Origin of the sequence: Pseudoalteromonas sp. MMG005, assembly GCF_018101015.1 — a bacterium.
Classification (GTDB): Bacteria; Pseudomonadota; Gammaproteobacteria; order Enterobacterales; family Alteromonadaceae; genus Pseudoalteromonas; species Pseudoalteromonas aurantia.
This window is the reverse complement of sequence record NZ_JAGJEK010000011.1, coordinates 140,502-164,925: the sequence shown is the minus strand read 5'-3', so window position 1 is coordinate 164,925 and position 24,424 is coordinate 140,502. Positions and strand designations below refer to the sequence as shown.

Sequence of the window (24,424 nt, the reverse complement as noted above, 5' to 3'; positions counted from 1 at the left end):
TCATCACAAAGTTCCTTCAGAAAACAATGCATCTAATGACATTAATTGCGGTATCGTTAATTTATTAAAGAATACGCCCGACGCATCTGGTAAAGCCCTTAAAAATAAATAATACACACCACCTAAATGCACATTAGGGTCATAATCTGGAAGACGCTGTTGTAACAGCCGATGTAATGCAACAGAATAAATAAGATACTGTAAGTGATATTGATGCGCGTCCATTGCGGAGCGTAAGTTGTCTTTTTGATAATCTAAAGCACTATCTCCCAAGTAATTCGATTTATAGTCCAATATAAAATACTGCCCATTATGGATAAATATTAAATCAATAAACCCTTTGAGTAAGCCTTTAACCTGTTCAAACTGTAAATGACTGCTTTGCCCTGTTATTTCTAACAGTAATTTATTAAGCATTGGAGCATTCAGTGGGGCCAGAGGTAAATAAAACTCCATTTCCACCAAACAATCCGCAGGAGTCAAAGCGGCTAAGTTAAGATTCGTTTCTTCATTTAATGTGCATTCTAAACATGCAGAGATCCATTGCTCCGTTGTTTTTTGCCACTGTTCATCGATTCTATACTTCAATAAGCTTTGTTCCACTGCGTCTGATAAGGAGATTTGAGCAGAATTCGAAGGCGACTCTGGCTGTGTAAAATCAATCAACTCAAAAATTTCATGCAAACAACTACCGGGTTTGGCACCTTTGGGAAAGCTATAGGCAGACGCTTCAATCATTGAGTGTTGCTCAGGTAAATCAAGCTGATGATTCTCATCTAACGCGCCTAATGGCCGCTCATCATTGTGTGCTTGATAGCTTAGTTGACTAAAACTGGTCGCTCGCCATTGCCTGTCTATTTTGGTTTTTACGTTTTTAACATGTAGCGCGTTGTGCTGTTCAACCTGAACGCCTATTTTTTCAATATCCTCTGTATCATCAATAAAATCACATGCCATATCTGGATGTGCTGTACAAAACTGCACTAATTGCTCGTGCCACTGCTGAGCGTTTACAAATGGCTGTGTACCAAACAATACAAAACCGAGCCCAGTGTGATTTATGCCTGGTTTTTTGGTCCGCCCGGCTGCAATATTAAACAAGCCAATATCACAATGATGTATTGCACGTGTAACAGCAACATAAAGTAAACGTATATCTTCAGCAAGACGTTCTTTTTCGGCCAGGGCGCGTTGCTCATCGTCAGGTAATACACTGTATACAAGCTTTTGATTGTCATGATAAACCACATCGCTAGCCTCTCTGTATGTGGTTGCAAAAGGCATATACACGATGGGGTATTCCAACCCTTTCGACGCATGCATAGTGACAATTTTCACTAAGTCAGCATCACTTTCTAGTCTAACTTGTGCAGCGTCTTGTTGTGCGTCGCTACATTGTGCTGAAAACCAACGTAATACACGCAATGTGCCGTCTAATTCAATTTGCTTTTGCTGCAACAATTCCGATAGATGACGATAATCTGTTAGCCACCGCTCAACGAGGTAGTCATTACTTTTCCACAATCTAGGCAGTTGATTATCCATAAGCAGCTGCTCTAACATTGCCATTGCCCCCTGCTTATGCCAAATTCGCTGTAACTGGGCAAACTGATCTAAATAACATTGCCATGCAGTTTCTTGCTCACGGAGTTCATAAATCTCCTGATGATGTAAGGAAAACAGTGGGCTTGCTAATACCCCTCGTAACGCAGCTTCATCGTAGCTACCATGTAACACGGTTAAAAACTGTAAGAGCGCTAAAGCAATGGGTTGTTTAAAAATACTGTCTCTCGCTAAATACACACTGGCGATAGCATGGTGTTGCAAGGCCGATTTGATAATACTCGCTTCAGCTCTATCTCGTACCAGTATACAAATATCACTTGCTTTAACCGCGACATCACCAATATTAGCCTCCCCCTGTGCTGCTTGGGTTAGTAGCAACGTGATTTTTTTAGCAAATATAGAACTTAGCGACTTTAAAGCAACCGCTTTGCTGGTCGTCGCGCTGTCGTCTTTTAAGACACTAAACGTCAGCGCATTGTGCGCTTTCCCCAACACCATTAAACGATTTGACTCACTCTTTCCCTTTGCGGCAACTTTCACAAATGGAATGGATTGATTAAAAATAAAACTATGCTCATGGGCGGAAAAAATACCATTAATCGCGGTAACCACGCCTTGTGCAGATCGGTAGTTCGTAGAGAGGGTATATTTTGCTTGCTCACTGATCCGTTCTTTTGCCGCCATATAAGTGAATATATCTGCGCCCCTGAAACCATAAATCGCTTGTTTAGGATCTCCTATCATGGTCAACGTGGTGTTATCTTGATCTTGGTAAATACGATTGAAAATACCATATTGCGTGGGGTCAGTATCTTGAAACTCATCAATCATAGAGACCGGATATAAGGTTGCAATTTTAGTGCGTAATATGTCTCCTTGCTCTGCCAACAACGCATCGTATAAATTACTCAATAAGTCATCTGGCGTAATTAAACCATGCTTTAGTTTATGCGCACGAAGTAACTCTTTCACCGCTTTACTAGCATGTTGTAATATTGCCAAAGGTAACCCTTGACTTAATTGCGTATGTAACCGAGCCATGCGACTAAACTCAGTCAACATTGAATGATTGATTAACTGACCATTTTTTTTGTAATACTGCGAGTCTTGTAATGTCTCTTCGGCCCACAAATTAAATGAATGCTTCGCTGTGCCGAATTCAAAATACCACGACTCATTATCACAATAATCTCGTAATGCATTGATATTTGCAGCCCGGCCAGGGGCTTTATTTTTTGCTAAATCAGAACCAGTTAGTACACTAAAAAAATCACTCGTCAATAACTTTTTCTTAAAAGAAACTGCCCGTGATTGATAGTCCTTACGACAATTAAGTACCGCTTGTAAATCGAATTCAGGCGTAACACTTGCGCTTCCCTTGTTCAGTATTTTCATTACTTTAGAGACCAAAGCATGGGGGCTTGAAAAGTGCTCTAACACCGCAGATGTGGTGTCTTTATCTAATGGATAAACAAACCCTCGCCAATAGTCCTTTACCGCCTCAATAATCAATTCAGATTCATCTAAAATGAATTCAAGATTAAATGCGACTTTAGACTCAAAAGCATGTTGCTTCAACATGCGTTGGCAAAAACCATGAATAGTGAATATAGCCGCTTCATCCATAGATTTAGCCGCGGCATCTAACAATGCAAAAGCTGCATGCTGATCACTCACTTGTGCAAGTATTGCTGTTATCAACTCATCTTCACAGGGAGCACCTAACAATGCATCACGGGCGGTAATAATACGATTACGCACACGCTCTTTAATTTCTTGTGTTGCTGCTTCGGTGAAAGTCACAACCAAAATTTGATCAACACTTAACGCCATTTGCGTATGTTCTGTTTGTAGCCCGAGCAAACAGCGTAAATATAACCCCGTTATGGTATACGTTTTTCCGGTGCCAGCACTCGCTTCAATTAAACTCTGTCCAAATAATGGCATCGTTTGAGGATTAAGTATCTTCATACTTTTTCTCCTGTGCAAGTTCAATAATTGCGCTCAGCAATTGCTGACTCAATTGACTAAACTCTACTTCTACATCAAATAAATTTGAAAAGTTCAGCGCTACATATGGGTTCTCACATTCACCAAAACCAACATACTGCCCACCAGCAAATTTATTAACCGCTTTATGTATGTCTTTCGAACTCACAAATTCATATCCAGAATTAGGAAAAAATGGCACGGGTTCAGTTAAAGCATGCTGATAAAAATCAAACCACTGTTGTACATAGTTATAAGCGACTTCTTCCTTTATTGGAGAAAATACAACTTGCTCATCTAACCCGTAAATATATGTGCTCACCGCTTCACCTTGACACTGCGCAATACAGTGCATTAAAAAGCCTCGGATCTTATCTTTCGCTTTGATACTCGCGCTGCGATAAAACACCTGCTTGTTGCCATACAAAGCATCCAACCAGCCTAATAAAATACAATTTGATATCGTGAGTTTTACCTCTACAGGCGCTCTGTGGTCTTTTAATAAAGGTTTAATTTGATTAACCATGGGCGCAATTCGTCGATTCAACTGCTCTAATTGAATTGCCCCTACATGCGCCTGTGGTAGATTACCGCGCTGTAATAATTGCTTATCATTAATTGTTTGCTCTGCCAATGACAAAGCTAACAACTCATCCAGATAATAATACCGGTTTAAGGTGTCAAGTAAAAAGGGCTCTTCATCCTTATCTTGCATCATAAGCTGGGGTAATCGAAGACCCAAACTTTGCTGATAAAATGCTTCTTGCGGATTCATAACAGTGCGTAAAAATTGAAGCAATTCAACTTCACCTTGCACAGCAATATTGAGCGGTTCTGGCACCTGTTTAGACAAAGGTTCTTGATTGACCAACCAGACAGGGTTATAGCTTTGCAATGGGTTATCATTGCAATAATAACTTGGATGAAAAGGTTGCAGTGGCGATTTATATAGCAAATGTTGTGACGGCTTTGTCGTATTATCTTCATAGCAAAAGCTCCGATCTAAATACTCAAATAGCTCACTGACTAATACCGATGGCATTTGTGGCTCATTATTAAAACATGACCGGCCAACATAGCTTAAATATAACGATTCTCTCGCACTTAATAAGGCTTCTAAAAACAAATAACGATCGTCTAACTTACGTGAACGATCTCCTTTTTGACGATGTGAATAAGGTACAAGGTCAAATCCAATAGGCTGTACTGAGCGAGGGTAATCTGCGTCAGTAAGGCCCAATAAACACACGACTTTGAAAGGTACTGCGCGCATTGGCATTAGGGTACAAAAATTAACTGGCCCCACTAAAAATCGTTGACCAACGCCCTTCTCTTGTACCCCCTGCTTGACCAAGTAACTGATCACTTGGGCAGAAACAGTGTCTTGCATATCAAGATTATCATCATGTTTACCCAAATCATCAATCACCTTTTCAAGTGTGAGTAAGTCCCAACTTTGTTCAGCTTCCTGATGATAAAATTCCGTGACCATATCTCGCAACACTTGCGCTTTACTGTTCAATCGGGTGCGTTGTGACAAGAGTTCTTTATACTTCGATAAACTTTCAACAAAATGAATTAATTTACTGAGTGTATTAACCGCCATGCCTTCAACTTGATCAGCTGGAAAAATATGATTAAATTCAGCGTGTTCATCTGCACTAGTTATTCCGAGTAATAAACGATGCAGCCCATGTTGCCAAGTATTTAACACCATTGCAGGCAATTCATGCTCTTGCTTGTGGTCCGCATCGAGCCCCCACTTAACACCCACTTGATCTAACCAATACTTAAGTTGGTCAAATTCACTATTTTCAAGACCAAACTGTTCTGCTATCGGAGTGACGGCCAATAAATCGATGATGTCTGACACGCCAAAACGGCTAAATGGTAAATTAACCAGCGTAATGAACGAGCTCAAAATAGGCTTTTCTTGTTCAATAGCTAAATCAGCCAAAGCGTAAGGAATAAATCGCTCACCACCAGCCCCGCCAAATACCGCTTCGATGTAAGGACTATAGGTACCGACATCCGGCATCATAACTATAATATCTTTGGGTGATAATACGGGATCTTGTTCAAACAACCTGAGCAGGTGATCATGCAAACATTCGACCTCTCTCAGCGGAGTATGGCAATTTTGTAATAAAATAGAGCGATCATCAATTGCAATGGGCAATTTACCTTCGTCATTAATAAACCACGCTTTATCATCAGTCAACGACTCTCCTTTAAAAGCCAGTTGGTACACTTCACCTTGGACTTTACCCAGTAATGTTTCATCAAAATCATCCACAAACCCATCAAGCCACTGCGCGTCTAATTGTATAAGTTGTTCAAAATAATCTCGTCCTAACTTTCCCCATGAAGATAATAGTGGGTTACCGATAAAGTAATACTCACCTTGCTGTGCGTCTACTTCTGGCTTTTTAGCATATTTCGCCTCAATTTTCGCTTGTGTTTTCTCATCGACCAAATCTCCCCAATAGTGCTCACTGGGGTTAAAGAAAAATAACAAAATCGTTGTTTTAGTTGCTAGCGCCTGAAAAATTTCTAACTGACTGGTTGCCATTGCAGAAAGGCCAAAAATACTGATCCTTTCCGGTAAATCTTCTGGTTTAGCACTAGCTAGTGCAGCCACAAGCTGAGTATGCATATTCGCGCGATGGTAGTCACTTTGTTGTAAGCTTTTGGTATGACTCACTAAACGACGCCATAAATCTGGCTGCCATAATGCAATATTGACGTCTACATCTATCAATGTATCCACGCCTGAGTCCCAAGTGCTAAGCCATTGCGGCCGATACATTAAATATTGGTCATAAACATCGGCGATTTTTTCACACAAGGAAAATAATTTTAGGCCATGTTCATCATCTTCTAAATATTGTGATAACTCTTGATAACGCGTATCAGGCAGGCATGCCGGTAAAATAGTGACGAGTTTCCACGTCATATTTAATTTGTTATAGGGTGACTCGCTTGGCACATTCGGTAAAAATTGTTGATACAGCTGCCAAATAAAACTCGAAGGTAATGGAAAGTCGATCTGCGCAGCCACCCCCAACGCCTGACTCATGCCAATTTTAAGCCATTGAGACATACCTGGTGACTGCACTAACACAATCTCTTTTTTAAACGGAGAACTCAGAGGTGCTGTTTTAAGTACCGTATGGAATTGCGTTTGCAGCGCTTCCATACGGTTTGATTGAATTACATGCAACATTGTGTGCCAAACCTAAATCATAAGCTGCATTAACGATGCAATATCAAGCAGCTATATTTGTTTATTCATTTGGCACAGTTTATGTTATTTATAAGCGCTTAGATAGCTCTAGAACAAGTCTATATCACTGCCTTCTTGATGTGTTTCAATAAGCTTATTTGCGATCAGTTCTTCATAAAAGCATAACTTATCGCGTCCATTTTCTTTCGCGTAATACAGTGCTTTATCCGCATTTTCTAGCACGGTTATTGGAAAATCATAGGGGCTAATACGCGACATACCAACACTTATTGTCAACTTTTTTACAAATGGAAAGTGCGTGCTGCGCACCACTTCCATAAACTCACTAAGCTTTTTATTGATAGACTCATAATCTGTCGGCTCAAACACCATCACAAACTCTTCACCACCAAATCGAAACAACAAATCACTAGAACGAAAAAACTGGCGCATTTTTTGTGCTAACAGTAACAACACTTCATCCCCGCATACATGGCCGTAGTTATCATTTACCTTTTTAAAGTGATCAATATCTACCATTGCAAGCCAAGAAGTAGCCCCTTGATGTTGATTTCGCAAGTCACTTTGCCACACCGTCTTATGCTGTTTAATAACTTGCTTTTCCATTAATTGCTTGAGCTTTTTCTCAAACGTTTGCCTATTCAATAAGCCAGTTAATTTATCCCTTTCATTTTCATGTAAAATGGTCAAATAATTTTCAAATATGCGGCAAAATGCATTCAAAAGTACTTGATCTGAACTTTTTAAACCATTACTAATAATGGCAATCGCACCAATGGGTTTTTCCAATAACGTAATGGGTAACCAACGACGTTCAACGCCGTCTGTCGATTGTACCGTAATGATACACGCAGACTGCAGACACGACACCAGCTCGGGGTCAGGGGAACGTACCACTTCGCGTTCGTCCCATTCATACTCTCTATCTGTCAATACTCTGAGTGATAGGCTTCTTTCAATTGCTAATTCACCTTGTATCTGAAGATCTTTGTACACAGCAACTTCTTGGCAACCGATAAACTCTTGAATCGTCGAAATGAGGCTATATTCCAAAGAGTCGACGTCTCTTGTTTTGGTGATTTTAATCACCGAATTAAGTAATTCTTCTTGCATATACTGCCTGCTAAAATACGATTAGCACTGGTAAACAGTACCGTTTGTGTAAGTTATAAACAACCCGCCAACCACATGCAATACTTTTTTATGGTAAACCACAAATGAAGCTCTGCTTTCATTGCCTTACATTTCATACTATTTTGAAATCATTAAAGTAATTTAATACATGCTCTTTCGGGATTGCTTTTTCATAATACCACCCTTGAACAACCTCTATCTTGAGTCCTTTGACAAAGTTCAGCTGTGGCTGTGACTCAACGCCCTCAGCAACTAGTTGCTTATTCATTTGATGGAGTAGTTGTACCACTGCACTATAAAACTCTCGCCCTTGCTCTGTGGCTACCTTATCTAAAAAAGCTTTATCCAACTTCACTTGCTCTATCGGCAAATCAGCGAGCATAGATAAACTGGAATACCCAGTACCAAAATCATCAATGACGGTTGCTATTTCATGCTGCTTCAAGCGGTTGATATTGGTAATGACACTTGACTTGTCGTTAAAGTAACTCGATTCAACCACTTCAATTTTTAACTGCTTAGGAAAGTCTTTAAAACGATCACAAATATACAAAACCGATTTATCATCACTGATAAGTGTTGGGTTCACATTAATGCTGATCACCGGCCAATATTCTTGTGATGCAAAATGCTCTAGATCAGCGGCAGCTTGCTCAATCACCCATGAGTCTATAATCGACGTTTGCCCATGTTTTACCAATACATCAATAAAATAGGGCCCAACAATCGTGCCGTCTGATTTTCTTAATCTAAGGAGTGCCTCGTAACCGACAATTCCCCCCGTTACTTGGCTAATTTGCGGTTGGTAGTACAACAATAACTGCCCTTGCGCCAGTTCCTCTAACACTTTGTTCAATGCTTTTGAAGAACGCTCTTTTGCTCTTTGCGTCTGTATAAATTGAGACTCACTAGCAGAGCGTAGTTGCTCCGAAATATTTAACTGCTCACTTAACTGATTAAGGGCTTTTTGATAATGTATTTGTTCACTGTGCCATTTTAAAAAGGGGTAATAAATACATGCATTTACGATAAGTAACATCAGTTGTAATATTACTCCAGATATACCCCCACTTACCTGATACCCACTAATTAAGGTAGGCGTCATCCAACTTATTTCTAGGTTATTGGTATTCACCCAACCCCACTCCAACACATTAAATGCAATAAAAAAATTAATGGCTGGAGCAAGTATAAATGGAATAAGTAACACTGGGTTGAGAAATATCGGTAATGCAAAAAGGATGATCTCGCAAAAATTGAATGCTGTAAAAGGGATTGATAGCTGTGCAACATTGCGCTCATGAGTGCCTTTTTTCAGCCAGAAAGACGCAACAATTAAGCCGGCAAAACAACCTGTACCACCAATCAATACAAAGGTGTCATAAAATGTTTTTGCCGATAAATTAGCCACCACATTTTCTGCTAAAAATGGCTCCTCAAAGAGCATACTAAACGTATTGTCACCATGAACGCCAAAAAACCAAAACGTATGAGAGGCCATCATTCTTTGGAATGTGAGCTCAGCGACCGAGGCCTGTGATATATCGGGTGCCAACCATAGACTAATTAAATGTCCCAAATCTCCTAACAACGGAGTCCAGACATAAAAACTAAAAAACACCAAAGTAAAAGGGAGAATCACTAAAAATTTTTCGCGTAAAAACCGACTCAACGCGCTAAATTGTCGCCTTGGTTGCGGCAAGGTGCGCATTAAGTAGATAAACAGTAAACTACTTATACTGGGTAGAATAATGGCATATGCTGTCGATGTACTGCTCAAGGTAAATTCACCTTTGTTCAGCTGTAAAAACTCACCATGAACAGCAAAACATAATACCGCTAATAATGCGCCTACAATACCGCTTTGAGCATAATTTTTGGTCAAGAAAAAGCCAATAGAAATACTGACAACAACAGGAAAAAACAACAAAATAATTTGCGCACTATGACTAACTACATGTGCAATTTGGCTATCTTTTGATACTAGATTGAATGTCAGTGCACTATTTAATGCCAATATCGCTAACGCACTACTCACAAAATAGGGAATTAGTGCAATAAATGCTTCACGTAGCGATAATAAATATCGTCCATGAAGTAGTTTTGTCATTTTCTTTTGCAGTGAATGAAGTGGCAACTGGACACACTCTTACGCTATTTTACTTAAGTATATGTCCAGATTGATTAACGTGCCCACATATTGCGTAAGAGCACAGTGTTGTTAAACGAGTTCTTGTAGCATGCTTTCTTCATAAGCCACAAGTGTTTCATTGTTTTTTACACGGTGTACATAATCTGGGTTTGCAATCATAGGACGTCCAATTGCAACCAAATCAAAGCGATCATCAGCCATTGCTTTGGCCCCTGTTTCAGCTGTATATCCGCCTACTCCTACCAATGTGCCGGTATAAATACTCCGCACATAATCCGATGCATGACCGCCCAAGTAATCAAACGTCATCGAATCGTCAAAAATACCAATATGAACAAAAGCCAAATCACGCGAGTTAAGTTCTCTGAGTAAATAGTCAAACACCGCGCGGTCATCATTATGGCTTTGCATTAAAAAATATGCCCCTGGTGATAGCCTTAGCGCAACTCGGTCCGCACCTATTTTGTCAGCCACAGCATCGACCACTTCAAGTGCGAACCGTGCCATATTTTCTGGTGTACCACCATATTTATCATCCCGTTGATTTGCAGCATAGTGTAGAAATTGGTCAATTAAATATCCATTCGCGCCATGAATTTCCACACCATCAAACCCAGCTGCCATTGCATTACTTGCAGCTTGCGCATAATCTGTCACCAATTGCGCTATTTCTTCAGTTGACGCAGCTCTTGGGGTTTGAAAAGTAAGCTCTCGCATACGTGGTACCGAGCCTTCAATACCAATACTTGAAGCGCTCAACACATCCCCCTCACCAAAAAAGTATGGATGAGCAACACGACCAACATGCCAAAGCTGTGCGAAAATTTTACCTCCTGCATTATGTACTGACGTTGTAACTTTTTTCCAGCCTGCGATTTGTTCATCAGTAAACAAACCTGGGGTATTGGGATATCCTTGACCATCGGGACGAATAATAGTCGCTTCTGAAATAATAAGTCCAGTATCGGCGCGACGCGTATAGTAGGCAGCCATTTCCTCTGTCGGTACCAATTTATCATCTGCCATACAACGCGTTAGCGGGGCCATCAAAATACGATTACTTAACGTAATTGAGTTATTCAGTTTATAAGGGGTAAATAATGCATCTGTCATTGTGTTTCTCCAAACGTCTTGAATTTTTGAATGATTGTTCAACATGGGATTTAATATAATCACTCTTGAATGATCATTCAAGAGTGATTTTTGAATAAGTAATCAAATTAAGTTATGATAAACGCTATTATTAAGTAATATTTAGATGATATGAGAAGCGCAGAGTTCGATAAAGAATACGTATTACGTCAAGCTATGACGACATTTATGCAATATGGCTATAACAAAACCAGTATGCAAATGTTAACCAAAGCCACAGGTTTACACCCAGGTTCCATTTACTGCGCATTTAAAAATAAAAAAGGCTTGTTGCTCGGTGCAATACAGCAATATCAACACGATAGAAATCGTCAATTTGAAACGCTTTTTTCGCAACATAGCAACACCCGTGATGCGCTACATGCGTTACTTGAAGTCATTGTAGAAGAATGCTTAAACGGAGAATCTGGACAGGTGTGTTTGTTAACCAAAACATTGACTGAACTCGTAGGCCAAGACCATGAAGTATCAACTGTTTTAGCAAAAAACCTTAATTCATTCGAAAATAGTTTAGCGTCAATTATCAATACCGGCATCCAAAATAAAGAAGTTACAGCACACCCTGATGCGCAAGAACGTGCTCAATTTTTAGCAATGGGTATTTACGGTATACGTACTTACGCAGCAACAAGAAGAGACAAAGTGATTTTAGAGCAACTCAGTGAGCAACTGTTACGTACCGCACTCACGTAACCCATAATACGGGTGAACAACAAAGTAAACTGCATAGAAAAACGTAAATTTGGTCTGCTACTCAAAGACTGTCTCATAGTGCCCAAAAATGGCTTCAGTCAAAAACCTAAATGTAACTTAATCAATAAAATTTGCGGTCGTAAAAGCAACCGCACTGTGAGTGTTTAATCTTTATTTATATATTATCGGCCGTGGATTTACGTGTTTATGAGCGTAACGTATATACCTATAATCATCAGTCCCCATAATAAAGAACCGAGTATCAGCCACACATAATTTAACGCAGTGAGTTTACTGTTTGATGCCCCATTAACATCTTCACCGGCATAATTCGCCAACGACTGCGCTTGGTACAAAACCCAGCATGATATCGGATACATCAGCAGCCCTAAACATAGTGTGATCGGATTACCATAACCATGATCAGACAATTGACTACTAATATTACTGCCAATTACAACCACCACGTATATCGTTGCTAAATGGTTAATACTTTTAGGTGCACTTCCCGTTTTCTGCTCATATTTCATTTCAAAAAGAGCGAATAAAGCGTGGGTAAAAAATATAGAAAAAATTCCTCGCGCAATAGGCCACATATCATCATTGGTACTTTTTTTATACTCATTCCAATGCTTAAAAAACCAATACACACCGTACATTCCCATTGTCGCTATGAATAAAATTAAGAACTTTCTCTGTGAGACGACATAAAATTTGATTTCATCTGATTCATTTTCAGATACCGACGATGCGTTGTTCAATTCCATTACTACTCCTCATAACCTAATCGACCATAGACGCTGACTGTGTCTTCAGGGGATATTTCAACATTTAAATTGCAATATCGCCCATTATGCCATAAACGCACAACACCAGCTGACTGTTAAACTTAATTAACCCTACACCTAACGATACGACAGATGGAACCACGCCAGTAAATTGATGATTTCGTCTTTAAACTCATTCTGTTTGAATTTCATTCGATTTAGTCGCTACCCCCTACTGTAAATAATTGGTTACATATAGAGCTCTGTTCTTGCTACTTATTTCGCTTTGTATCCTTCCAAATAAACAGGTCTGACCATGAGCAAATTATCAACCACCTATTGCATCCAAGGTGTATCTCAGATTATTTCTAGATCACTCAATAATGAGAATCTAAGGATATAACATGAAAATTACACTTTCTGCACTGGCAGTATTTACCTCACTTTTGAGCGCTGGTATTAGCGCCTCAGAATTGGATATCACGCCAAATATCGTTGGTGGTAGTGAAACACCGGCATACTCTAGACCCTACCAAGTTGCGCTGTTGATGAATGGTCGTCAAGGCTGTGGCGGCACTCTGCTAAGCCGAGATTGGGTACTCACCGCTGCGCATTGTTTAGACAGTGCTTCAACCAGTAACCTGACTGTGAAAGTGGGCGCGCACTCCCTATCACAAAATGATGGTCAAGTGTTGCGGGTATCTCAGATCATTAATCATGAACAATGGCGTGGTGCCAATGGGATTCGTTCAGGTTACGACATTGCCGTTTTACGATTAGCTTCGCCGGCTGATGCCAAATATACGCCAGCTAAGCTTCCAACCGCCGACATAGAGCAACAATACGCAAATATCGGTAACTCTGTAACCGTATCTGGATGGGGGTTAACCTCAAACAGAGGCCGTCCAAGTGATCGACTACTTGAAGTTGCATTACCAGTGATCAGCAATGCCAGTTGTTCAAGCCAACTCAACTATAATATCCCAAGTTCGGTCATATGTGGCGGTGGCCAAGGTGGGAAGTCCGCTTGTAACGGCGACAGTGGCGGGCCCTATGCCGTGCGTGTTGGTAACGATTTTTACAGTATTGGTACAGTAAGCTGGGGCATTGGCTGTAGTGGCGCAACTGCATTTACAAGAACCACCAGCTATTTAAATTGGATACAAGACAAAACAGGCCTGATAGACCCAATTGACGCACTACCGGTTGCTGACTTTGATGTTCAAGTCAGTCAACTCACTGCACAGTTTAATGATCGTTCTAGCGACGATAACGGAATCATCGCACACGCGTGGTCATTTGGCGATCAACAAGGGGGGACTTCAAATGCCGCCAGTCCTAGCTACCAGTTTTCTCAAGCAGGTAATTACACTGTCAGCCTAACTGTGACTGATACTGCCCAGCAAACACATACAACTTCTAAATTAGTAGAGATAGGTGTCACGACAACCCCGTGTAATGGTGTTCAAGCATGGGATGCAGCACAATCTTACGCACTGGGTGATAAAGTCAGTTATAAAGGCTTTGAATATGAAGCAACATGGTGGTCACAAGGAGCAGCACCAGATCTATATAGCCAAGTATGGAAAAAGGGTAAAGCCTGCTCTGTTACCACAGATCCGCTGCCGAGCGCTGACTTTTCCGTTACAACATCTAAATTGAACGCCACATTTACCAATTTAAGTCGTGACAATGGTCAAATTGTTGCTAGCAATTGGTCATTTGGAGATGGTAACAGCAGTACCGAATTTTCTCCAACCCACAGCTACCGAGCGGCTGGAAGCTATCAAGTGACACTTAATGTTACTGATGACCAAGGCCAAGTGAGTCAACATGTTGAGACGGTCACGGTAACGAATGGCGATACTTCTGGTTGTAATGGTATTCAACCATGGTCGCCTTCAACGGTATATACCGCTGGCGATAAAGTGACGCTGAATAACACGGTATATCAGGCAAATTGGTGGGTACAAGGTGAAAACCCTGAGGAATCAGGTCCGTGGGGCGCATGGACTGACGTTGGAAAATGCCTATAAAATTTTTATAAGTTCTCAACCTGACTTTTAAAAAGCCTAAGTCCCATGTAATCTGAACAGTATGATAAATCGAACTGCTTAATATCATGGGACTTAATCAATTAACTTCTTCAGAACTTATGCGTCTTGGAGAGCGAATAAAAAGTGTTTTAAAACTCGTGCTCACTGAGTTATCACCGCATGTACATAGCATCAATAGCATGACGCAATTTCTAAGCTATCATCGCTCAAACAGTCAACGTATTTTTAATGCGCAAAAGTCTACCGACGGGCATCAGGTACTTTGTGCATTGCCGGGGGTTAAAGCATTTGAAGAGTTTATTGATAAATCCAAACCGTACATCAGCACCGTAACGTATGAGAAGCTAAGTAAAGCACATTTACTCTATGCGCAAGCCATAGCATGCCATGCGACAAGCCATGCGGATCTCAAACGACAACTGGATGCCATGCACACCAAACATGCGCCATCAAAAAGTGATAACCGCGCGCAAGTATACTACGCAGCAAAGTCTTTACTTGGTTTTAGCGTCGAACATGTATGTTGCAGTTATATTCTGACCGTTAACCAAACTAACCCCAACTTTCTACAAGAAGTTGCTATGATCAGTAAGTTAGGGATATCAAGAACACAGGAAGCAGCCCCTTTTGTGCAATTTTATAGTCACCCTCATCCAAGTGACTTTAACAAGCCAACCCTCATAACACATGCCTCTCGGATCATACCCAACGAATTTAGCATGGGGATTGTTGAACGTTACTCATCGTCTGGTTTATATGATGCTTATAGTAGTTACTCCGTGAGTAACTCAGGCATGGTCTTTGACGATATTCCAAACAATGATACGACCGATGCAACGTTTATTTTTAATAACCCAGATGAGCTCGTCAACCCTCTCACACACAGCAGTCAATGCACATCAACCAGTATTTCAATTAAAAATCCAGCAAAAAAACTCACATTATTGGTCTTTGTCGACAAAAAAATTAACGCCACGAGCAATGTTAAAGTGGGCTGCTATCATGGCAATCAAAAAGTCGATGAGGGTAAACTCAATGCGGCTGATATGTGGACTGAGCGACTACCTGACTTTCCACAGCTTCAAGTCGTCTCGTTGGAGTCCCCACAAAATTATATAACCGAACATCCTGAGCTAGCAGAGAAAATTGGCTTTTTATTGAACTATAGTGAACTAGATGATACACATTTTGCTTGCTACGCGATGGAGGTTGAGTTTCCCATTTGGTCGTCAACTTATCGTATTTATTTTGAGCACAGTGAGTAACAATCACGACCTTAAAACACGAACTATCTTTTGGGTGTGCTAATTGCCTATTCATTTAATGTCATTTGGTATAAAACAGGCCGTTAATATATTAAAACATGGGCCAAGTAGCCTTTGTTGAGTAACATAAATGGAGAAAGGCTTTCATCATCTACACTTTCTCCTGTTGCCATTTATTGTCACTTACAGTGCTGTAGTCGTAAGGTATTATTTGCTTCGGTGTTTAAAGCTAAATGTACGTTCTTTTACTAACTCTCCGGTGCCAGAATGTGGCGTAGTATAAAAACCGACCTTGAGTTCATCAGCCAGATTGTTAAGCTCAATATGTGCAAAACCCCACACAAAACTTTTCGACCACACCAAATCATATTCTGCATAACGCCGCTCTTGTTGCTCAGCGAACGGAGTATGTTTACCGCGCATTTTTGAAGCCGCACCACTAATAATCAATGGTAATTTGGGCAGGTTATTACCGGGTAATACTCGACTACAATCATCCGTGAGTAGCTCTAGGTCATGCTCATGCCCTGCAATATATGCATCTGCATATTGACACAATTCAGGTAGAATTAAGCGCCTTAACACATGCCCTTCATCATATTTACTTCCACCAATTGACCATAAAATATGGTGACCATACACTACTTTCCATTTTGCACTAGAGTGTTTTAAACCATTGGCTAACCATGCAAGCTGTCTATGATCCTCTCCATTAATTGGTGTTTCATGTTTTTCAATATCTTCTATACTCGCTTGCTTGTTTGCAAGCGCACTCGCCAAGCCTTGTTCAGACCCGTCTTCGCGCAATGGCACTTCATAGTAATGCTGTCCAGCTAATAACATATTGGTGTCGAGCACAAAAAACTCTACATCGTTTCCAGGCGCCCCTTGCTTATAGCTGTAATACCCTTTTTCATGCATATAAAAGTTTGCTTGTGCATCCATCCATTTAGTCTGTAATGCCACCCCTTTCCTTGATGTTTTCCAATCATGGTTACCTAATGCCGAATACACAACCAACTCCGGTTGCTGTTCAAACAAAGGTTTAAGTGGTGCTAAAATTAAATCATCCATGCGCTTTTGGTCGTCTTTACCATCATTGGCATCAGCGCCATCTGGGTAAATATTATCACCTAATTGAATCGCAAAATCACATGAGACAGACGTACACAATTCAGCCATTGCTTTACCTACTGCAATCGCGCCACTTTGCTCCGTGGCAATGTCAGAGTTTGGATATACATAGATAGGTGCATGATTAAACTCAGTTAATGGCCTATGTTCCTCTAACCAATCAGCCTTCTCCGCAGCAATAAATTCAGTTCTGGTTTTGGGATTTAAAATGTGCTTTGTTTTTGGATAATCAACGTGATATCCCCCATCGCCCAATGCTAAAAATGCAATGTTGTTGACGCTAGGTTGAGCTGTGGCATTGTATATTACGCTGCTTCCACCCGCTAAAACGGTCATAGCGGCAATAATATATCTTAAAGAAAATTTGTTCATATTGTAGCCGCAGGCTCACACCTGCGGTCCTTTCGTGTTTAATTCGGATCAAAGTGAAGTGAGCGTAAAGCCAAATTCAAAAGAGCGTCCATAACTTTCATATTGATAGTTATATTGCGCAGTACCATGATAGGCATAATAAGGCTCATCGGTTAGGTTGACGGCATTGAAGTACAGTTGGGTTTGATCTGTGACGTAATACTTAGCGCTGAAATCCAATTGCAGATGATCATCTTGCAAAACGCGTGCATTTCCTTCTTCAAACATGAAACTTTTGCTTTTATAACTCGCACTTAACCTGGTACTTAAGGTAGTACTCTCATATCCTAACATTATGTTAGCAACGGTATCTGACTGGTTGGGTAAAGCGTCATCAGCGTCAATAAAGGTCCCATTAGCTGAGAACATCACTCCATTTTCAAAGTGTTTTGTATACGCAAGTTCAATCCCACGTAAGCTCGCAGCGCCTCCGTTCACCGCTTGTGTCACTTTCTTATAGCCTTGCCATTGCCCATTGTCTTGGACTTGTTCAACGCTAATAAAGTTATCAATGTCTTTATAAAACAGTCCTGCTGATATCACACCAACCTTACCAGGGTAATACTCTATAGACACATCTAAGTTGTGGGATTCATAAGGGTTCAATTGAGGATTACCCACCTCGGCCTGACGTTCAATCACAATGCCGGTATCTTCTTGTGTTGTTTCCGTTTCTACGATTTGAAATGCAGATGAATCAGAAAAACTCGGGCGGGCGATGGTGTTGGTGTACGCAAAACGCGTTAACACCTGTTCACTAACGTCATATCTTGCGGTCAAGTTTGGCATCACATGATGATAGTCTTTTTGTGCATGCCAAGCCGTTATATCAACACGTTCACTATCAGCAACCTCATCTTTAATTAACTCGACTTTATTACCCGAAGTACTAAAATCAGTGCCCTCATAGCGCAGTCCACTGATCAGCTGCCAGCGCCCCATATCTAGGGTCATCATCACATATGCGCCAACAACCTCCTCGGTAATTTGGTAACTTTTACCTTTGCTGTCTATGTCAGTGTCTTGTTGATTAATATCAAACTGCTGATGGTTTTGCATCACAAATTGTGCAATGCTGCCTCTAGACAGCCCTGGACCGAAATCACCACTGTGGTACTCAGGCGCCACAGTCGCAAATTGCAGAGCGGTTGCATCATCGAAGCCCCCATCAAAGATTGTCGTTTGTGTGTCGTTAAATTTGTCTCGTTCTGAATACTTAGCACCAAATTTCAATTCACTGTTAAAACCAGCAATGGTGAATTCTCGACTTAAATCTATTTTGAAACTAGTCGATTCATCCTCTGTATTATTGTTCTCTCTCACGACTTCATCTAATGCAAACAAATTCAAATCATGTGCAGCCTCAGTGCGGCTTAAGGTAGGGGTATCACCCAAACTACCATATCCTAATGTTAAATCCTCACCAGCAAAATCTGCATCAATACGATTAGGCTCCTCCTCGCTCGACTTAGAATACCCTAAGCTATATTCAACAAACCAATCACTAAACTGATGCTCAGCGCCCAGTACAACAGACATAATTGTCTGTGATTCATATCGGTCTTTTGTATCACGGTCCATTTCAGCGCCACTATATACTGCGGCTGTTGATGTATTCGAACCCGCAACCAGTGTACCTTTTGCAAATTTATACTCGTTTCTCAGGCGAAATTCATCATCCGAAAATTCACTAAACAACGATCGAAAGTAATATTTGCTTAACTGTGAAGAGTGTAAATCTAGGTTCAACGCTGCACCTAGTCGTTCTCGTTTGATCACATAATGACGCTGCTCTATTTCCTCAGCACCAAACAAGCTCACTGATTGACCTGCTGTATCCTCAACATCGAGCATTTGCCAACCACCATCCGTTTCCATATTGTGCGAACCGAATTGACGTTCCGACCACGACAAAGCCGTTGCCACTCCTAAATCAAACTGCTTAGAAAGCGTAAACACATCAGTAAAACTACCCGATACTTTTGGACTGGTTTTATCTACTTGTTTATTATGAGTTGCTTGAGCTGTGAAGCTATAGCTTTGCCCTTGTCTATCAAATGCACTAAGGCTTTTCACTTCGATACTCCCGCCAATTGCACTGGCATCCATATCTGGCGTAACGGTCTTACTCACTTCTAAGCTTTGTACTAATTCACTGGGGATCACATCCATAGCGACACTGCGTACGCCAGACTCTGGTGAAGGTACGTTAGCCCCATTTATGGTGACGTTATTTAGGCTAGGGTCGATGCCTCGGATCCCGACAAAACGACCTTCACCTTGATCACGCTGAATAAACATTCCCGGTAACCTTTGTAATGCTTCTGCAGCATTTTGATCGGGTAATTGGCCTATTGCATCACTACTTACGATCGACTTAATCCCGAGTGCATTTTTTTGTCTATTTAGTGCACCAGCTTGACCTGCTCTGTGCCCAACAACAAGTACGTCTTCTAATAATGCATCACCTGTGCCTAATTGAATATGTGTGTTAAGCGTTTCACCTTGATGGATCCGAACTGTGCGCTCGACAGGTGGCGCACCTAAATAATTTACAACTAAGGTATATTCTCCTTCAGGTAAATTCGCCAGTCTAAATGAGCCATCTCTGGCAGAGCTGACACTGCGAGAAAGCTCTTTAATGGTGACTTTTGCTCCTTCAAAATAAACGGCTTGATCATGGTCGCTAATACGACCTTGCAGAGTATTGGCGTAACTCTGTGCGGTAAATAAAACACCGGCGGTTGCTAACGCCAGTTTTGTATAGGTAAAATTCGACGGTTTTTGTAATTTCATGTGATTTTCTCTTGCACAGGAGGTTAGTTGTCCCGCTATAAGCGGCAATGCTGCAAAGGTAAAAAAAACACATGAAAGAAATATGTCAGCACATTATATCGGTTTCAAAAAAATGCCTTATAACGCATTTTTTTAGCCAATTTCTGTCATTTTGAGCCAATTTCACCCCCTATAACATGCCTTTTTTTGCAATAAAGGGGCTTAATCCACATTTAAAGGCAACTTTTGTCATAAATTCATCCACTTTGGTGAGCTAAAGTGACCCTGTTAGATAAATAGTGAAATTTATAATATGGCCTACATATTCAGATTAATAATTTAGTTAAAACAAAGGTCCCCATGCCTCAACCCTTTATAAAACTCCATGTTACCTTGCTTAGCACACTGCTATTGATGTTAATGCTCACGCTATTCACTGTGAGTCAATTAGGGACTCTCAAACACCTTGATGAGATTGAATGGATTGACAGCATTGGAGAAGGGGGCATTGCCGTTATGACCTTGATCTGGCTACTGGCAACACTCGTTACCCGTCCTAAAGGCGCAGTCACAAATCTGCTTTTTTTTGGCCTAAGTGCCATGCATATCTCCATGTTATTAGATTTTTTAGATGAATTCTTTATATTTTCAGAACGTTATAACTGGTTAAGTAGCTTAGAAGCTTTTCCTGCAGTTATTGGCATGATCCTGATGAGTTTTGCGATGTATTATTGGTTTCATGAACAACAAGTGCTCAACCACCTATTACAAAAAAAAGAGCGTTTTTACCGTACGCATGGCCTCAGTGATTACATTACAGGGTTATATAAAGCGGATTATATGAAGCAACACATTGAACAAGAGCTTGCACTACTAAACAGCCACTCTCACGGCTTTTGCTTAGCGTTATTTGATATAAAAAACTTCACACGCTTTAATCAACAATACGGCGTTATTCAAGCCAATAATTTGCTCTTCGACATAGGGCAAATCATGACATTAAACCTGCGTAGTACCGACTTAGCGTGTCGCTTCGCTTCCGATTGCTTTATTGTACTGTTTCCCAATACATCCTATCAGGAAGCTATACACGTTGTTGAGCAAGTCACAAAAATGGTGTCGTACCATACGCCATACAACAACAAGAAGGTAATAACCGGGTTTAGTGAAATACGCTGGCATTGCGTTGAAGCAGCACATACAGATAGCATCGATGGGTTACTTGCACAGCTTAACAATGGATTAGCGCAATGTAAGGCATCAATAGCATGAAGCATTACTTTGATACCGACACGGAATGCTTAACAAGCCATACTTTGGCGTTACCTATTGTTGAAATAGCCATACAACGTGGCGTGAATAGTAACAGGTTACTAAAAGGCACTAAGCTATTTCATGAAGATTTGCAAAACCCGCAAAAAAAAATCAGCTTTACGCAACTCAATACACTCGTAAGTAATGCGGTTCGTTTATTGCCCGATGACGGACTGAGCTTTTTGCTTGGTCAGCATTGGTTATTCAATCAAACGAGTCACAGTGGACAAGCACTTTTAAACAGCAAGCACTTGACGCAAATGAGCCGTGTGCTGCAAATTAAGCAGTTTGAGTTATGCCCATTTGTATTCTTTGTCCCCTATCGAAGCCAAACTCACACCCACTATATCCTTAACTTTGCAATTGCCACGCCCCCTCCTTTAGTTGCTGCATTTTACTTCGAGATGATCACAGCGCAAATTAGCGCTTTATGTAAGTGGCGGTTCGGTTTTGTTAATAAGATAACGATCAAACTACCCTTCAGCAAACCTAAACATATTGAGCAATATTATGCCCACTTAGCGATTCAATATCAGTTTGACTACCCTTGTTTCAGTCTTTGTATTCCAAATGAATTACTTCACGTTAAACAAGTATCAACTCCCCCAATCATGTGTCACTATCATTTACAGCAAGCACACAACACACTACACACTGTCGGTTTTATACAGTATGTATGTGATCTTTTATTGCAAGAACCAAAAAGTGTTTGTGATGATATTGCACAACAATTAGACATAAGTCCCGCAACGTTAAAGCGAAAATTCAAGCAGCATAATACTTCAATGCAAACGCTCAAAGACACATTACAAAAGCAGCTTGCGGTAATAAGTATTGGTGAAAAAGGCTACTCTAATGAACAAGCTGCTGAGCAATTAAACTTTACCGACTTAACCAACTTTCGTCGCACTTTTAAGCGCTGGACAGGTATGACTCCCTCACAACTTCGCGAAATCATGATGCTAAAAACATAACACGCACACCGTCATTTATTGGCCATGTTAGTCCTATATTTTACAAAAAACTCAGACGAAAACGTGCAGCGGTAAAGCTATTCAAAACCATACTCTTCAACATCAAGATGATACTGCAATATCTCACAAGCATAAGTGAGCTGTATCACATCTTTTCCATTTTCAAAGGATAATGTCCAGTCTCAACCTAAAATACTTTTCAGTCATCAATTTAAATGTTAAATTGATATAATATCACATAACAAAACTTCATATTCTGATGAAAAGTAATTTGCAAATACAAAAGTACTCCTCACACTACATTATCGATAGCAACGCCAGCGTGTTACCGCATATTTATAATTCAGAAACCTCATTGGTATGTTATTGTCAGCCCGCGAGTTGGGCTCTTTCACGCGCCGCACAGAGTTTTGTTACGCGTCATCCTGACGATAGGTTCACCTATCAAGGGGAAATCAGCCCAAAGCTTATACAACAACTCAGCAGCAAATTTACGCCATCCCCCCATGGTAATTTGATCTTGGGCCACATCGAGCTCATGCTGGAAATGTTCAACACCTTATTGCAACCTGAAGAGATTGGCCTTCGAGTCATAGCTTGTCAGCATGCACACAGCCCTGCATTTCATGAAAACAGAATGATCGCACGTATGACATCGAGCCTTGGCGGCTCTGGAGAGCAATGGATTGAACGACAAGATGCACAGTACTTTCCACTACAGAAAAATCAAACTACCGCACAGATCAAGCCACCGCAAGCACATACTATCAACAGTTTATGTGATGGCGATATTGCAATCTACAAAGGGACCAGTTGGCTTGAACATGAACACAACGCACTTATTAGTGCGTCTCCGACGTTTAATGACAAAGATGCTAAGCTGTGTGTATACATCGATTTTATAAGTTAGGCGCCAGTGACGATGGCCGTTATACACGTTACACCATATTAATCCCAGCCAATACTCCCCCATCAACAGGCAGTGCAACGCCTGTCATATAACTTGCTTGCTCTGAAGAGAGCCATAATACGGCTGCAATTACTTCTTCACTGCAAGCTATTCGGCCAATTGGTTGTAACTGTGCCAGTCGCTCAAGCATATCATCAGCCATAGTCGCTAACATCGGTGTATTAACACTTGCAGGACAGATGCAATTAACCCGGACACCATACTCAGCACTTTCCAATGCCGCCATTTTAGTTAGTCCAACCACGCCATGTTTCGCAACACAATAAGCGGCATCTGCACCTTTTGCAGCTGTAAGCCCTAACACCGAGGCATTATTGACAATGGAGCCAGAACCTTGCTGATACATGAGTTTTAGTTGCTCCCGTACGCACAACCAAGTACCTTTCAAATTAATATTCTGTACTTGATCCCATTGTTCACTGGTACACTCAATAACAGAACGCATTACGCCATACCCGGCATTGTTAAAGGCAACATCAACTCGATGCCAATGCGCATCTATTTGCGCAAATACATCAACAATAAACGCCTCATCGGAAATGTCGCCAGCAAAAGAGAGTACCTCACACTCCAATGACTCAACCAGCAGAATTAAAGCATATTCATTGATATCAAGTAACGCCAACTTAGCCCCCTGTTGAGCATAAGCTAGGGCGGCAGCTTTCCCCATTCCTGACGCTGCACCACTGATAAATACCACTTTATCGTGAAATGGTGCTGGTGGGTGATTTGACATACGTTATCGCCATAGTAAAGGTATTAAAAGTGTTTCTATTTCAACACCTAACAAGGTTGATTTATAGGGCGGTTCGGTGATCATAAGT

15 protein-coding genes are annotated in these 24,424 nt (G+C 40.8%); 6 read left to right on the top strand and 9 right to left on the bottom strand.

Annotated elements, in window-relative coordinates:
- Positions 1-3: 3 nt before the first annotated feature.
- From recB to J8M01_RS10540, 5 genes are all read right to left on the bottom strand, one after another.
- Positions 4-3,537, bottom strand: coding sequence for an exodeoxyribonuclease V subunit beta (gene recB / locus J8M01_RS10560; protein ID WP_211057940.1), 3,534 nt, complete (start codon positions 3,535-3,537; stop codon positions 4-6).
- The gene (gene recC, locus J8M01_RS10555) at positions 3,524-6,781 is read right to left on the bottom strand and encodes an exodeoxyribonuclease V subunit gamma (protein ID WP_211057939.1); all 3,258 of its coding nucleotides are present in this window, start codon (positions 6,779-6,781) and stop codon (positions 3,524-3,526) included. The genes recB and recC overlap by 14 nt, the downstream gene beginning before the upstream one ends.
- A 108-nt stretch (positions 6,782-6,889) precedes the next feature.
- A complete protein-coding gene (locus J8M01_RS10550; protein ID WP_211057938.1) occupies positions 6,890-7,915 on the bottom strand; it encodes a GGDEF domain-containing protein in 1,026 nt (341 codons plus the stop codon).
- Between the two features lie 133 nt (positions 7,916-8,048).
- On the bottom strand, positions 8,049-10,046 hold the full coding sequence (locus J8M01_RS10545; RefSeq protein WP_247671089.1) for an EAL domain-containing protein: 1,998 nt from the start codon (positions 10,044-10,046) through the stop codon (positions 8,049-8,051).
- Positions 10,047-10,157: 111 nt separating this feature from the next.
- Positions 10,158-11,201, bottom strand: coding sequence for an alkene reductase (locus tag J8M01_RS10540; protein WP_211050393.1), 1,044 nt, complete (start codon positions 11,199-11,201; stop codon positions 10,158-10,160).
- Between the two features lie 150 nt (positions 11,202-11,351).
- Here J8M01_RS10540 and J8M01_RS10535 point away from each other — a divergent pair, with 150 nt between their 5' ends.
- Complete coding sequence (locus J8M01_RS10535; RefSeq protein ID WP_211057936.1) at positions 11,352-11,933, top strand: TetR/AcrR family transcriptional regulator; 582 nt, start codon at positions 11,352-11,354, stop codon at positions 11,931-11,933.
- A 197-nt stretch (positions 11,934-12,130) separates the two neighbouring features.
- On the opposite strand, the gene J8M01_RS10530 is transcribed toward J8M01_RS10535, so the two are convergent.
- Complete coding sequence (locus J8M01_RS10530) at positions 12,131-12,700, bottom strand: hypothetical protein (RefSeq protein WP_210997095.1); 570 nt, start codon at positions 12,698-12,700, stop codon at positions 12,131-12,133.
- 404 nt (positions 12,701-13,104) lie between these two features.
- Between J8M01_RS10530 and J8M01_RS10525 the strand changes: the two genes are divergently transcribed.
- A complete protein-coding gene (locus tag J8M01_RS10525; RefSeq protein ID WP_211057935.1) occupies positions 13,105-14,736 on the top strand; it encodes a trypsin-like serine protease in 1,632 nt (543 codons plus the stop codon).
- 86 nt (positions 14,737-14,822) lie between these two features.
- Positions 14,823-16,022 (top strand): hypothetical protein, encoded by a 1,200-nt coding sequence (locus J8M01_RS10520; RefSeq protein ID WP_211057934.1) that lies wholly within the window; start codon positions 14,823-14,825, stop codon positions 16,020-16,022.
- 207 nt (positions 16,023-16,229) lie between these two features.
- Here J8M01_RS10520 and J8M01_RS10515 read toward each other — a convergent pair whose 3' ends face one another.
- Together J8M01_RS10515 and J8M01_RS10510 are read right to left on the bottom strand one after the other, a co-directional pair.
- Positions 16,230-17,492 (bottom strand): metallophosphoesterase, encoded by a 1,263-nt coding sequence (locus J8M01_RS10515; RefSeq protein WP_247671099.1) that lies wholly within the window; start codon positions 17,490-17,492, stop codon positions 16,230-16,232.
- Positions 17,493-17,576: 84 nt separating this feature from the next.
- Entirely contained in the window at positions 17,577-20,363 is a 2,787-nt protein-coding gene (locus J8M01_RS10510; RefSeq protein WP_211057932.1) for a TonB-dependent receptor, read from the bottom strand.
- A 339-nt stretch (positions 20,364-20,702) separates the two neighbouring features.
- On the opposite strand from J8M01_RS10510, the gene J8M01_RS10505 reads away from it, so the two are divergent.
- The 3 genes from J8M01_RS10505 to J8M01_RS10495 all read left to right on the top strand — a co-directional run bounded on the left by J8M01_RS10505 (position 20,703) and on the right by J8M01_RS10495 (position 23,540).
- Positions 20,703-21,614, top strand: coding sequence for a GGDEF domain-containing protein (locus J8M01_RS10505; RefSeq protein WP_211057931.1), 912 nt, complete (start codon positions 20,703-20,705; stop codon positions 21,612-21,614).
- On the top strand, positions 21,611-22,630 hold the full coding sequence (locus J8M01_RS10500) for an AraC family transcriptional regulator (protein ID WP_211057930.1): 1,020 nt from the start codon (positions 21,611-21,613) through the stop codon (positions 22,628-22,630). The genes J8M01_RS10505 and J8M01_RS10500 overlap by 4 nt, the downstream gene beginning before the upstream one ends.
- 259 nt (positions 22,631-22,889) lie before the next feature.
- Positions 22,890-23,540, top strand: coding sequence for a DUF1826 domain-containing protein (locus J8M01_RS10495; RefSeq protein ID WP_211057929.1), 651 nt, complete (start codon positions 22,890-22,892; stop codon positions 23,538-23,540).
- Positions 23,541-23,568: 28 nt separating this feature from the next.
- Here the strand turns inward: J8M01_RS10495 and J8M01_RS10490 are convergent, their stop codons facing one another.
- A complete protein-coding gene (locus J8M01_RS10490; protein WP_192506989.1) occupies positions 23,569-24,336 on the bottom strand; it encodes an SDR family NAD(P)-dependent oxidoreductase in 768 nt (255 codons plus the stop codon).
- Between the last annotated feature and the right edge of the window lie 88 nt (positions 24,337-24,424).